Raw genomic sequence first — 12,283 nt, 5'->3', positions numbered from 1 at the left:
GGCCCCACCCGTCCACACCCCACCCGGCGAGCCCCACGCACGAAATGAGGACCGGGGATGAGCCTGCTCTCCAAGGCGCCGAGGAGCACGAAGGCGCCCACCGATCCTGCGGGGCGGATGGCCCTCGCCGACCATCTGCGGGAACTGCGTAACCGCGTGGTCAAGTCGGTCCTGGCGATCGTGGTGTTCACGATCGTCGCGCTGATCTACCACAGGCAGATCGAGGCGTTCCTGCTGAAGCCCCTGCCGCAGTGCACCCCGGCGACCATCGTCTCCACCGAGGGCCGCTGCGCACAGGTCTCCAACATCGGTCTGACCGCGGGCTTCACCTGGATGCTCAAGGTCGCCCTGACGGCCGGCGTGGTCGCGACCGTCCCGGTCTGGCTCTACCAGCTGTGGGCCTTCATCGCGCCCGGCCTGCACAGGCACGAACGCAAGTACACCGTCATCTTCATGCTCGCCGGCGCGCCGCTGTTCCTCGCAGGGGTCGGCCTGGCGATGCTGCTGCTGCCGATGACCGTGCAGGTGCTGATCTCGTTCACGCCCGACGGCACCACCCCGATCCTGCCGCCCGAGGACTACTTCGACATCGCCACCCGCCTGGTGCTGGTCTTCGGGTTCGCCTTCGAGTTCCCGCTGCTGCTGGTGATGCTGAACATGGTCGGCATCGTCTCCGGCAGGCGCCTGCTCGGCTGGTGGCGTGCCATGGTCATGGGCATCACGGTCTTCGCCGCCTTCGCCACGCCCAGCGCCGACCCGCTGAGCATGCTCGCGCTGGCCGCCCCGCTCTGGGCGCTGTACTTCCTCGCGGCGGGCATCGCGATCGTCAACGACAGGCGCAGGGCCCGCCGCAACCCCGACCTCGGGCTGAGCGACGAGGACGCCTCCGAGGTGGACCTCACGGTGCAGCCGATCGCCGCCGTGGAGCCGGTCGGAACGCCCCCCACGCCCCCGGCCCCGGCCCAACCCGTCGACGACATCACCTGATCGCGCGGACGCCCCGGGTACAGGCACGCACCCGGGGCGTCCGGCGGGGGTCAGGAGGTACGGACCCAGAACTCGACGGACAGCGGCGGGACGGTCAGCGTGAGCACCGGGCCCGTCCGGGTGTTCAGCGTCTGGTTGTCAGTGGTCGGCCCGAACCGGTGGCCCTGGAAGGACGCGGCGGTCCGGGTGTCCACGGTGTACGTGAACGGGGTGTTGGACGACCGATTGGTGATCACGAAGACCTGCTTGCCCGTAGGGGTCTTCCAGGCCATGATCCGGTGGTCCTTGTACGGGCTGCCGTCGGTGTGGACGGGTTCCTCGACGTGGTGACGCACGGAGTCCCACGGCATGTAGCGGACGAAGCCCGAGACGGCGTTCCAGTTCTCCGGGTTGAAGTCCCAGTGGCCGGCCTTGATGTGGCCGTACCGGCTGAAGTCGGTGTCGTGCGGGGGGCGCCAGAAGCCGAGCGAGTAGCCCTTGGACTCGGAGTTGGTGGTGGGCTTGAGAGCGTGGAGCCAGAACCACGTGGGCGAGTTCTGGAAGGTCATCCAGTTCATGATCGAGTGGGCGGTGTTGATCGTCCGGTTGAACGAACTGGTCGGGTGCAGGTACTCGAACTCGTTGTTGAAGACCGGCCGGCCGAGCGCGCCCGAGGTGTAGTCGCCGGTGGCCTGCTCGTCGGCGTAGGTGCCGACCCGGTGGTAGGTCCACGCGTCGACGTAGCGCAGCGCCTGCTGGTCGGCGATGAGCGCCTTGCCGCGCTCGCCGCTCCAGCCGCCGCGGCTGTCGGCGTGGATCATCACGTTCGGGTACTTGGCGCGGATCTTCGGCGCGACCGCCTTGAACGCCGCGAGGTACTGGGGGGCGTCGTAGAAGCAGGAGGAGTAGGCCGTGTACGCGTCGGGTTCGTTCTGCAGGCCCCACATGCTGATCGGGATCCCGCGGGCGGCGAGGTGGTCGAGGTCGGCGACCATCGCCTCGCCCATCGCGTCGAGGTCCGCCGGGGCGAAGGAGGCGAGCCCGTACTTGGCCGTCTTGTCCGCGTTCGTGCCCACCAGGTTGTTGTTGATCTTCCATGCGGGAGCCGGGGACCAGTACTCGGCCGCGACCCCCTCGATCCCGGCCTCGCGGATCATCTCGCCGAGCAGCGCGGTCTGGTTCTCGTAGCGGTCCACGAACCGCTTGCCGTCGGCGGTCACCCCCCGGTGGTAGAGGCCGAGGGCGAGGCGGCAGTAGCGGAAGCCCCGGTCGGAGCGGATCCTCAGCAGCTGCTGGTAGAAGCGGGTCCGCTCCGCGGGCGTCAGGTCGTACGGGACTCCGCTGACCAGGTCGGGCATGCCGTTGTTGCCCGAGCCGATGGAGTCGGACTGGATCTCGAAGCCCAGGCCCTTGATCGTCTGACGGGCGCCGTTGTCGTAGCGGATCGTGTAGTCGCCGGAGTCGAGGCCCGAGGCGCGCGCGGCGGGGAGGTCGAGCAGCGGCGCGGCGGCCATGGCGGCTCCGCCGACGGCCGCACCGCGCAGCAGGGTTCTGCGGCTGACGCGGCTCGGTTCGGGTCCTTGCATGGGTGGCTCTCCTCGATGGGTGGGGGATGACGCGGAGGACTCGGGGACGGTCGCCGTCCCGCCGTGGGGGCCTGCGCCGGTGACCGGCGCGGCACGGAGACGACGCGGCGACCCGCTCCGGCTCCGGGCGGCCGCCCAGCGGCCCGGGGTCGGGGGCGTCCTCGCAAGGGCTCAAGGTATGCGATATACGAAGAGACCGCCAGAGGTGTGACGCGCCATTTCCCGTCGGCCACTCCGCCGATCACCCCTGCCGCACACCCCGGCATGTTGAAACCTGATCGGCCCTAGGGGATTGACGCCCACTTGACTGTTGCTTTACGTTCCATCCTGTCCGATCCGGGCCTCAGATCTGTCGGCCCCTCAGTCCGCCGACGCCCGGCGGACCGCCCGGAGCGCCCGCCCCCGCCCCGCCCACGGCGCGGCCGCCCTCCGGATCCCGCACCGCCCCCCGCAGCCGGCCGCCCCGGTGCCCACCCCTGCCCGCCACCCCGGGCCACCGCGCCGCCTTCGCCTGCCGGGAACCAGACGAAAGGGACCCCCATGAACCGCACCGCCCGACGCGACCTCACGGTCGCAGCCACCCTGCTCGCCCTGACGGCCACCCTCGGTACGGCCACCGCCTCCCCGGCCTCGGCCGCGACGCCGGGCAGTTGGACCTCGGTCCAGCCCGGCGCCACCCCGACGGGCTGCGACGGCGTGCGCGCCACGGTCGCGCTGGACGTCGCCGGTACGCCCACCCTCGGCGCCACCTGGGACTGCCGGCAGGTCCTGAGCCAGGCACCTGTCGGGCTGGTCACGGGCACCACCGACTTCAGCACCGGCCTGGACTTCGTCAGCCGGTCCGACAGGACCGTCAACGAGACCTACACCACCACGACCGGCAACTCCCGCACCCGCACCCGCACCGCGACCGAGACCCGGCTGGTCTTCGCCAAGGGCACCGAGCGGATCACCGTGCACGTGCGGACCTCCCCGGACGGCATGGCGCTGCGCTACGAACTCCCGGGCGGGGCAACGGTGTTGCGCGAGACCACCTCCTTCGAGCTCCCGACCGACGCCCGGCTGAGCCGCGAGACCTTCTCCACCGCCCACGAGCAGCTGTACAGCACCTCGGCGGTGTCCGCGGTGGCCACCGGCGAGTACGACATGAGCCTGTTCGGCCAACTCCCCGACGGCGCCCGGGTCCTGCTCTCCGAGTCCGGCGTCGACGGCGGCTACTCCGGCGGGCGCTTCACCCACGCCCAGGGCACCGGCCGCTTCACGGTGAAGCTCGCGGACGCGCAGGTCGTCCGGACCACCGCTTTCACCACGCCCTGGCGGGTCGCCGCCATCGGCACCACCGCGACCGTCGTGGAGTCGACGCTGGAGGACGACGTGGCGCCGGCGTCCAAGGTGGCCGACACCTCGTGGATCCGGCCCGGCATCGCCGCCTGGCCCTGGTTCGACGGCGGGAAGGCCACCCAGTCGGACCTGACCAGGCTCAAGGCCTGGGCCGACTACGCCTCCTCGCAGGGCTGGCCCTACCTGCTGGTCGACGACGGCTGGAAGGGCGTCACCTGGATGCCCCAGCTGGTCTCGTACGCGCAGGCCCGCGGCGTGGGGATCATGCTCTGGTACCACTGGCAGGACCTCGACACGGCGGCCGAGCGCGACGCCGAGTTCACCAGGCTCAACCGGTGGGGCGTCGTCGGGGTCAAGATGGACTTCATGGGCTCCGAGTCCCGGGTGCGCCACCAGTGGTACGACGCCGCCCTCGCGGACGCCGCCGAGCACAGACTGATGGTCGACCTGCACGGCGCCCGGCTGCCCGTCGGCGTGAACCGCACCTGGCCGCACGTGCTGACCACGGAGGCCGTCCGCGGCGAGGAGTACAGCACCGGCCGCACCATCGGCCACGTCACCGCCGTCCCCTTCACCCGGGGCGCGCTCGGCGCGGCCGACTACTCGCCGATGAGCTTCCAGCGCGCCAACCCCGACAGCGACGCGGCAGAGCTCGCCCTCGGCGTCCTCTACGAGAGCGCCCTGATGCTCCCCGGCGGCAAGGTCTCCGACTACCGGGCCCGGCCCGAGGCGCAGCGGTGGATGCGGCAGCTGCCGACCGTGTGGGACGAGACCCGGTTCGTCCAGGGCGACCCGGTCGCCGGCTCGGTGATCGCACGGCGCAACGGTGACCGCTGGTTCGTCGGCGCGATCACCGGTGGCGGCGCCGGGACCGTCGAGTACCCGACCACGTTCCTCGGCGGCGGCACCTGGCACGCCGAGATCACCACCGACGGCACCGACGGCCTGGTCCGCACCAGCCGCGTGATCCGGGCCGGCGACACCCTGAGCGTGCCGGCCGTCGCCCGCGGCGGACACGTCGTCAGGCTCACCCGGGTGGCCACGCTGCCGACCGGCCACCGCACCGTCACGGTGACGGGCGGCACCGACGCGCTCGCCGTCGAGGGTGGTGTCACCGGCTGCAACGTCCCGGTGGTCCGGGCCCCGGGCGACGGCAGCGACGCCCGCAGCTTCGAGCTCAAGCCCCTCGGCGACGGGTACGTGCGTATCGTCAACCGGGGCAGCGGCGAGGACGTGGTCGTGCTGGGCGCCTCGCGCGACGCCGGCGCCAAGGTCGTCCAGTGCGCGTACGCGGCCGGGGAGAAGACCAACGACGAGTGGCTGGCCGAGGACGCCGGCAACGGGAGGATCCGCTTCGCCAACCGCTACAGCGGCCTCTACCTGACGGCCGCGGCGGCCCAGGGCGGTCAGTTCGAGCAGCGGCCGTTCGACGGCTCCGCGCGGCAGCTGTTCACGGTGTCCTGACCCGTGATCACCGGCGGCGGGCCCGGCGGGGTCCGTCGCCGGCCCGTGTCCGCCGCGCCGAGGGAACGGGCGGGGCCCGGCATCGCCGGGGTGGTCCGCGGCGGGCGGGCCGGGTGGGGGGCCGGTCCGCCCGCCGGGACGGCGGTGCGGGAGGTGGCGGTTACTCGCCGGCGTCCTCACCCGGCGCCGGGGTGGCGTCGGGCTCGGTGTCGCTCTCCTCCTCGGGGGTCACCTCGGGAGCACCGAGGTCCTCGGGCAGCGCGGAGCTCTCGGGCGCCGGGGTGTTGGGCGCGGGGCTACCGGCCGCACCGGGGCTCGCAGCCGGAGCGACGGTGGCGGGAACCACCCGGAACTGCGCCGCCGGGGTGTTGCCCGCGGCGGCCCGCTGGGCCGGGGCGTTCTCCTGCTTGCCGTCCCCGCGCAGCCTCACCACCTCCTTGGTGGCCCGGCTGCGCAGGTTGCCGTACACCCGGTCGGCGGCCCGTGCCGAGGGCATCCACCACTCCTGGTGGGCGTCGCCCGGCTTGCACTCGGCGAGCGCTGGGGCGCCCTCGGCGGGCATGGACAGGCACTTCCCGCTCGCGAGGTGACGGATCGTCAGATAGCCGTCCGGGCCGATGGCGCGCCGCCAGAGCTGGGAGTCGCCGGGCCCGCAGGGCCGCTGCACCACCGAGGTTCCGTCGCCGCCCGCCGTCAGGCACTGCCCGTCGGCCCGGCCGACCAGGGTCGCGTCCACCGGCGGGCACCGGCTCGTCAACGCCCGTACCTCGCTCTGCGCGCAGGCCGGGCCGGGCCGCGCCGTCACCCTCCAGCTCTGCCAGGACCGGCCCGAGCAGCTCTGGCAGCTGCTGCCCGACCGCGACGGCGCCCGGATCAGGAACGCCGCCACCGGGCTCTGCCTCGGCAACGGCGGCCGGTCCTCGGACCAGGCGCCGGTGCTCCAGGAGGACTGCGCCGCGGCCTCGCCGGACCAGTCCTGGCGGGCCGTCACCGACGGCCGCCCCCACCCGGTGGTCAACCAGGGCAGCGGGCGCTGGCTGGGCGTCACGCACTGGCCCGACCCCGGGGGGCCGGGAGAGACCCTCACCCAGAGCGGGAACTACTACAACAGCCTCTCCTTCCGCTGGACGCTGGACGACGCCGCCCGGCCCACCGGCCGGTGAACCACGGATCGCCGCCGCACCCCTGCCCGACGTCGGCCGACGGCCGAGGGCCCCACCCGATCCGTACGAGAAGGCGCCGCGCGGGCGGGGCGTCAGGCCGGGCCGGGCCCGTCGTCCGCGGCGGCCTCGCGGGCGGCCCGTTCGAGGCGGGCGCGGTGCTCGTCCCAGTGGTCCGGGTCCGCACCGCCCGGGAGGACGTCGGTGGCGGAGCGTCCGGTGGAGCCGTCGAGGAGCTCGCGCAGGATGTCGGCGTGGCCGGCGTGCCGCTGGGTCTCGGCGGTGATCCGCACCAGGACGTGGTGGAGCGTCACCTCCTGACGCTCCACCGGCCACCACGGGACCCGGCCGGTGGCGTCCAGGTCCAGCTCCTCGACCGTCCGGTCGGAGTGGCGCCACGCCGCCCGGTACAGCCGGGTGATCTCCTCGCGCGACTCCTCCGCGGTCGCCCACATGTCCGCGGTGGGATCGTCGGTCCGGGTGTACCACCACGGCGGCGGGTCGCCGTGGAAGAAAGGCCGCCCGAAGGTGTCGCCGAAGTACCCGAGCTCCACCCCGGCAAGGTGCTTGACCAGGCCCAGCAGGTTGGTACCGGTCGGGGTGAGCGGGCGGCGGGCGTCGTACTCGCCGAGCCCCTCCAGCTTCCACAGCACCGCGTCACGGGCCTCCTGGAGGTAGCGGAGGAGGTCGCCCTTGGGGCTTGGCAGCGTCATGCCCGGCATCCTGCCACCCGGCACCGACGGCCGCCCCGGATCCGCCCCGGGCGCGGGGCCGGGAATGTGTCCCAGGTCACAGCACGGGCGGGCGGGCGGGCGAAATAGAGTGAGGTCCGAAACAGTTGATGTCATCAAACTTTCAGCCTCTGCATGTGCGTGCGCATGCCGCCCCGTCCCCCGAGGGAACACACCCATGACCACCACTGCGTCCCCCGCCTCCCGCGCGGCCGAGGTCCTCTCCCGGCCCGTCACGCTGAACGGCCTGACCGTCCCCAACCGCATCGTGATGGCCCCCATGACGCGGGAGTTCTCCCCCGGCGGCGTGCCCGGCGAGGACGTGCGGTCGTACTACGCCCGCCGCGCGGCCGCGGGCGTGGGGCTCATCGTCACCGAGGGCACCTACGTCGGCCACGCGTCGGCCGGCCAGAGCGACCGCGTGCCACGCTTCCACGGTGAGGAGCAGCTCGCGGGGTGGGCGCAGGTCGCCGAGGCCGTCCACGCGGCGGGCGGCCGGATCGTCCCGCAGCTCTGGCACATCGGCATGGTCCGCCAGCAGGGTCAGCCGCCCTTCGCCGACGCCCCCGCCGTCGGCCCGTCCGGTCTGCGCCTCGACGGCACGGAGGGCAGCGGCCGGGCGATGACCCGCGAGGACCTGGACGACGTCATCGGCGCGTTCGCCGAGGCCGCCGCCGCGGCCGCGCGCATCGGCTTCGACGGCGTCGAACTGCACGGCGCGCACGGCTACCTCCTCGACCAGTTCCTGTGGGAGGGGACCAACCGCCGCACCGACGCCTACGGCGGCGACCCGGTCGCCCGCACCAGGTTCGCCGCCGAGATCGTGGCCGCGGTCCGCGCGAGCGTCCCGTCCGACTTCCCGGTGATCTTCCGCTACTCGCAGTGGAAGCAGGAGGCCTACCGCGCGAGGCTCGCCGAGACCCCGCAGGAGCTGGAGGCCCTCCTGGCCCCGCTCGCCGCGGCCGGCGTCGACGCCTTCCACGCCTCGACCCGCCGCTACTGGCTCCCGGAGTTCGACGGGTCGGACCTCAACCTGGCGGGCTGGACCAAGAAGATCACCGGCCGACCGACCATCACCGTCGGCTCGGTCGGCCTCGACGGCGACTTCATCCGCGGCTTCATGGGCGAGGGCGCGCCGGTCCGGGGTATCGAGGACCTCCTCGACCGCCTGGAGCGCGACGAGTTCGACATGGTCGCCATCGGCCGCGCCCTGCTCCAGGACCCGCAGTGGGCCGAGAAGGTCCTCAGCGGCCGGTTCGAGGACCTGCGGCCGTACGAGGCGTCCGCGCTGCGCACCCTCTCCTGACCCTCGGGCCCGTCCAAGGGGACGGGCGACCTCGTCGTCCGTCGGCGGGCGCGGACCGCGGCGTCGGTCCGCGCCCCCTGGACCGGTCCGACGATTCCCGCCGGGCGCCTGCGACCTGGCATGATCGACGCATGGTCGAACGAGTCATCGCAGCGTGTGACGGAGCAGCCAAGGGCAACCCGGGTCCGGCGGGATGGGCCTACGTCGTCGCGGACGGCGCCGGGGTCCCGCAGCGCTGGCAGGCCGGGGCGCTCGGGCACAACACCAACAACGTGGGCGAGTTGACGGCGCTGCGCGAGCTGCTGGGCGCGACCGACCCCGCCGTGCCGCTGGAGGTCCGCCTGGACAGCACGTACACCCGCGACGCGGTGACCAAGTGGCTGGTGGGCTGGAAGCGCAACGGCTGGAAGACCGCCGCCGGCAAGCCGGTGGCCAACCGCGAGCTGATCCAGAGCATCGACGCGCTCCTGGAGGGGCGCGACGTCACCTTCGTGTACGTCGCGGCCCACCGGGTGGACGGCGATCCGCTGAACGCCATCGCCGACAAGGCCGCGAGTGACGCCGCCCGCACCCAGCAGGACGCCGGCGGGACGGCGGCCGACCTCCCCGTCCCGGACCCGGTCACGGGCCCGGCTCCGCGCGGCGGCCGACCGACGGTCTCCTCCACCGCCTCGACGTCCGCCTCGGGCTCGACGGCGAAGCGCAGGACCTCGGGCGGCTCGCGGACCCTGTCCGCGCGCTTCCCCGGGACGTGCCCGTGCAGCCGCCCGTACACCAAGGGCGACAAGATCACCAAGGTCGGCGCCAGCTGGGGCCACCCGCAGTGCGCGGAGGCGCACGCCTGACCGCGGGCGTTCTGGAAACCTGCGGAAAGACCTGGCCCACCGGGGGCGACGGGCCTCCTCGTCGCCCGCCCGGATCCCACCGGGCGGGACGCCGCCAGGGTACGAACCGCATCGCGACGGGCGGCGGTCCCTCGCGGCGGAGGGACACCTCCCGGGTCGCGGCCACCGGAGCCCGGGTACCGGCGTCGATGTCAGTGCCGGGTGCCATCATCGGCCTCATGGCAGTTCTCTACGGCTACTACGCCGCCGCCGATGACGAACACGCCGCCGCCGCGATCGTGCGCGACGACGAAGGGCCCGACGGAGCCGGCTACGACGAGCTCGTGGTCAAGGGCATCGACCCGACCGTCTACCTGCTACCCGCCGAATCACTGCTCACCGGCCGCTACACGGAGGACCTCACGGCCGACCGCCGCCACTGCCGTCCGATCGCCGTGGCGGGCGACGGCGAGGTGGTGAGCGTCTCGCTCACCGACTCCCTCCGTGACTCGATCGCCACCTTCGACACCGAACTGCTCGGGGACGTCGCCGTCGGCTGGTCGGTGTCCGACGTGTTCGCCTCACCCCCCGAGGTGGACGAGCTCGCCGAGTTCCTGAACGACCTCGCCGCCCTGGCCCGCCGTGCCGTGGCCCGGCGGCAGCGTCTCTACTGCTGGGCCTGCCCGTGACCGACCCGGCCAGGTCGGCGCTGCCGGCCCCGTCCCGGCGCCGTCCCCGCAGGACCGGACGGTCGTGCGGAGACGGTACCGACGGCTCAGCCCGGTCGCGGTGAACACCGGGACGTTCGCCCGGCCCGGCCGTCGGCCGGGCCGGTGTCCACCACCCGCTGGGTGCCGCCGTCGATGGTGACCCCGATCGCGCCCCGGCCGGTGGAGAGTTCGCCGAGGACCTGCACGAAGCCGCCGGTGAACCGGTACGTGGCCTCGGAGCCGTTCGCCGAGGCGGCGTGGACGGCGTCGCCGAGGTCGCCCCTGCCCCGGTCGGAGCTCAGGTCGAACCCGCTCCGACCGATCGCGCTGCCGCTGTCGTTGACGCGGGTCGCCACCGGCACGGTGGCCTCCACCACTTGATGGTAAGCGCTTTCCGCTAGGCTGGCCCCAGGTGCCCGCCACCCCCACGGGCGGGCACCGTCGACAACACGTCCGCCGCCGGCCCGGGAGACACGGATGCGACTGGCCCTCAGCACACTCGGCACCCCGGGCTCGTCCCTGGCCGAATCGGTCGGCCTCGCCCGGCACTTCGGCCTGGACGGGCTGGAGCTGCGCCTGCACCCCGACACCGGTGTGCACGCCGGCCTCGACCCCGCCCAGCGGGCCGAGGCCGTCCGGACCCTGGGGTCCCTCTCCGCGTTCTGCCTCTCGGGGTACGTCCGGATCTGCGCGCCCGGCGACGACGCGCCGGTGATCGAGGCACTGCGCGCCGACCTTCGGCTCGCCCGGGACCTCGGGGCGGGCCACGTCCGGGTGTTCCCCGGCGGCGACGACCTCGACGCGGGGGCGCGCAGACTGGCCGCGGTCGCGGACGAGGGGCCGATGGTCCTGGTCGAGACGCACGACGCCCTGCCCACCGGTTCGGCCGTCGCGGCGCTGCTGGACCGCGCCCCGCACGCGGGCGCGATCTGGGACCTGCTGCACCCCTGGCGGCACGGCGAGGATCCCGCCGAGACCCTGCGGCACCTCGGGGACCGCCTGGTGGGCGTCCAGATCAAGGACGCCGTCTCCGCCGCCGACACCACGCCCGTCCCGCTCGGGACGGGCGCCGTCCCGCTGGCCGCCGCGCGCCGGTTGCTCGACGGCTTCGGCGGCTATGTGTCGCTGGAGTGGGAGCGGACGTGGTACCCGGACGTCGCCCCTGTGGAGCGGATCCTGCCCGGCGCACTCGGCTGGGTCGCCGGGCGGGTCTGACCACGACGGTCCTCGCACACCACCCCCGCCGAACGCCGAAAGGCCGGTGCCCCGCCGGTCACGAGGACGGCGGGGCACCGGCAGGGGTTGCGACTCACGACGCCGTCGGCGCCTCCTCCTCCAGGGTCCAGCGGAGGCTGCCGACCGGACCCAGCGGGCTGACGTCGATCTCCAGACGGGTGAGCCGCTCGCCCCAGACGTCGCCGAGCATCGGGTCGTCGAGCCGCCGCTCCGTCGTGGAGCACGGCAGGTCGGCGGGCTCCCAGGTGATCCGGACGGTTCCGGCGCCGTCGAGGGCGGTGACGACGGCGTGGCCCGGCCCGGTCTCCACCGTGCCGGCCAGGATCAGGTGCACGCGGGTCGCAAGCGGCTCCGGGCTCGGCCGCATCGTCCACGTGTCGCTGACGGCGACGCGGCCGTCGCGGCGGTCGAGGCGGGCCTCGCGCCGCCAGCTCACCAGGTCGGCCCGGGGGTAGGCGCCGGCGATGTCGAGCGTCAGGGCGGCCTCGTCGTCGCCGGCGCGGACCCGGACGTCGCGCGCGGCGTACTGCCGGCCGGGTGCCTGGGCGGTGTCGCGGATCCACGGCACGCTGTGCCAGGTGCTCCGCATGGTCCAGATGTCGTACCGGTCGGGGCCGAAGGTCCGGGCCGTGTAGGTCGGGCGGCCCGGGTCGACGACCACCGGTACGCCGTCGAGCGCCACGATGACGCTGCCGACGTCGTTGTGGTTGTGGTGCTCCCCGTTGTGTCCGCCCTTGACGGCGAGGGCGAGGCCGGCCGTGGTTCCCTCGGTGCGGCGCGCCAGGAACACCTGCGTCGAGGGCAGCCAGACGTCCCGCGGCAGGGGCGAGACGGCCGGCGGCGCGCCGTTCCACACGGGATCGGTCAGGGCGCGCAGCAGGCGCCCGAGTCCGCCGTCCTCGCGGGCGAGGGGTGCTCCGGGCCGGCGCCGGGCCGCGGCGTGCGCCTCGGCGGCGGTG

At 73.8% G+C, this 12,283-nt stretch carries 12 protein-coding genes; 7 read left to right on the top strand and 5 right to left on the bottom strand.

Features of this window, described 5'->3' with window-relative positions; genetic code table 11:
- Positions 1-57 precede the first annotated feature (57 nt).
- Positions 58-987, top strand: a complete 930-nt coding sequence (tatC, locus tag ACWEQL_RS26240; protein WP_452152767.1) for a twin-arginine translocase subunit TatC — start codon at positions 58-60, stop codon at positions 985-987.
- Positions 988-1,037: 50 nt separating this feature from the next.
- On the opposite strand, the gene ACWEQL_RS26235 is transcribed toward tatC, so the two are convergent.
- Positions 1,038-2,552, bottom strand: coding sequence for a hypothetical protein (locus tag ACWEQL_RS26235; protein ID WP_452152766.1), 1,515 nt, complete (start codon positions 2,550-2,552; stop codon positions 1,038-1,040).
- 540 nt (positions 2,553-3,092) lie between these two features.
- Here ACWEQL_RS26235 and ACWEQL_RS26230 point away from each other — a divergent pair.
- A complete protein-coding gene (locus ACWEQL_RS26230; RefSeq protein WP_452152765.1) occupies positions 3,093-5,357 on the top strand; it encodes a glycoside hydrolase family 97 catalytic domain-containing protein in 2,265 nt (754 codons plus the stop codon).
- Between the two features lie 160 nt (positions 5,358-5,517).
- Here ACWEQL_RS26230 and ACWEQL_RS26225 read toward each other — a convergent pair whose 3' ends face one another.
- Positions 5,518-6,024: an RICIN domain-containing protein gene (locus ACWEQL_RS26225; protein ID WP_452152780.1), complete on the bottom strand. Its 507-nt coding sequence runs from the start codon at positions 6,022-6,024 to the stop codon at positions 5,518-5,520.
- Between ACWEQL_RS26225 and ACWEQL_RS26220 the strand changes: the two genes are divergently transcribed.
- Positions 5,975-6,520 (top strand): RICIN domain-containing protein, encoded by a 546-nt coding sequence (locus ACWEQL_RS26220; protein WP_452152764.1) that lies wholly within the window; start codon positions 5,975-5,977, stop codon positions 6,518-6,520. The two genes, ACWEQL_RS26225 and ACWEQL_RS26220, sit on opposite strands and share 50 nt — an antisense overlap.
- A 92-nt stretch (positions 6,521-6,612) precedes the next feature.
- Here ACWEQL_RS26220 and ACWEQL_RS26215 read toward each other — a convergent pair whose 3' ends face one another.
- Positions 6,613-7,230, bottom strand: a complete 618-nt coding sequence (locus ACWEQL_RS26215) for a DinB family protein (protein WP_452152763.1) — start codon at positions 7,228-7,230, stop codon at positions 6,613-6,615.
- 196 nt (positions 7,231-7,426) lie between these two features.
- Here ACWEQL_RS26215 and ACWEQL_RS26210 point away from each other — a divergent pair, with 196 nt between their 5' ends.
- From ACWEQL_RS26210 to ACWEQL_RS26200, 3 genes are all read left to right on the top strand, one after another.
- On the top strand, positions 7,427-8,554 hold the full coding sequence (locus ACWEQL_RS26210) for an NADH:flavin oxidoreductase (protein WP_452152762.1): 1,128 nt from the start codon (positions 7,427-7,429) through the stop codon (positions 8,552-8,554).
- Positions 8,555-8,685: 131 nt separating this feature from the next.
- Positions 8,686-9,399, top strand: a complete 714-nt coding sequence (locus ACWEQL_RS26205) for a ribonuclease H family protein (protein WP_452152761.1) — start codon at positions 8,686-8,688, stop codon at positions 9,397-9,399.
- Positions 9,400-9,617: 218 nt separating this feature from the next.
- Positions 9,618-10,067: a hypothetical protein gene (locus tag ACWEQL_RS26200; protein ID WP_452152760.1), complete on the top strand. Its 450-nt coding sequence runs from the start codon at positions 9,618-9,620 to the stop codon at positions 10,065-10,067.
- Positions 10,068-10,153: 86 nt separating this feature from the next.
- Here ACWEQL_RS26200 and ACWEQL_RS26195 read toward each other — a convergent pair whose 3' ends face one another.
- Positions 10,154-10,462, bottom strand: coding sequence for a hypothetical protein (locus tag ACWEQL_RS26195; RefSeq protein WP_452152759.1), 309 nt, complete (start codon positions 10,460-10,462; stop codon positions 10,154-10,156).
- 103 nt (positions 10,463-10,565) lie between these two features.
- On the opposite strand from ACWEQL_RS26195, the gene ACWEQL_RS26190 reads away from it, so the two are divergent.
- The gene (locus ACWEQL_RS26190) at positions 10,566-11,303 is read left to right on the top strand and encodes a sugar phosphate isomerase/epimerase family protein (RefSeq protein ID WP_452152758.1); all 738 of its coding nucleotides are present in this window, start codon (positions 10,566-10,568) and stop codon (positions 11,301-11,303) included.
- Positions 11,304-11,397: 94 nt separating this feature from the next.
- Here ACWEQL_RS26190 and ACWEQL_RS26185 read toward each other — a convergent pair.
- On the bottom strand, positions 11,398-12,283 hold an 886-nt coding region (locus ACWEQL_RS26185; protein ID WP_452152757.1), incomplete at its 5' end, for a heparinase II/III domain-containing protein.

This window comes from Kitasatospora sp. NPDC004240 (assembly GCF_053603215.1).
The sequence above is the reverse complement of the archived record's forward strand: the minus strand, read 5'-3'. Positions and strand labels throughout refer to the sequence as shown.

What these genes read in the sequence shown, in the direction of transcription:
- tatC (WP_452152767.1), top strand. Translation starts at nt 58, where the DNA reads ATGAGCCTGCTCTCCAAGGCGCCGAGGAGCACGAAGGCGCCCACCGAT.
- ACWEQL_RS26235 (WP_452152766.1), bottom strand. Translation starts at nt 2,552, where the DNA reads ATGCAAGGACCCGAACCGAGCCGCGTCAGCCGCAGAACCCTGCTGCGC.
- ACWEQL_RS26230 (WP_452152765.1), top strand. Translation starts at nt 3,093, where the DNA reads ATGAACCGCACCGCCCGACGCGACCTCACGGTCGCAGCCACCCTGCTC.
- ACWEQL_RS26220 (WP_452152764.1), top strand. Translation starts at nt 5,975, where the DNA reads ATGGCGCGCCGCCAGAGCTGGGAGTCGCCGGGCCCGCAGGGCCGCTGC.
- ACWEQL_RS26215 (WP_452152763.1), bottom strand. Translation starts at nt 7,230, where the DNA reads ATGACGCTGCCAAGCCCCAAGGGCGACCTCCTCCGCTACCTCCAGGAG.
- ACWEQL_RS26210 (WP_452152762.1), top strand. Translation starts at nt 7,427, where the DNA reads ATGACCACCACTGCGTCCCCCGCCTCCCGCGCGGCCGAGGTCCTCTCC.
- ACWEQL_RS26205 (WP_452152761.1), top strand. Translation starts at nt 8,686, where the DNA reads ATGGTCGAACGAGTCATCGCAGCGTGTGACGGAGCAGCCAAGGGCAAC.
- ACWEQL_RS26200 (WP_452152760.1), top strand. Translation starts at nt 9,618, where the DNA reads ATGGCAGTTCTCTACGGCTACTACGCCGCCGCCGATGACGAACACGCC.
- ACWEQL_RS26190 (WP_452152758.1), top strand. Translation starts at nt 10,566, where the DNA reads ATGCGACTGGCCCTCAGCACACTCGGCACCCCGGGCTCGTCCCTGGCC.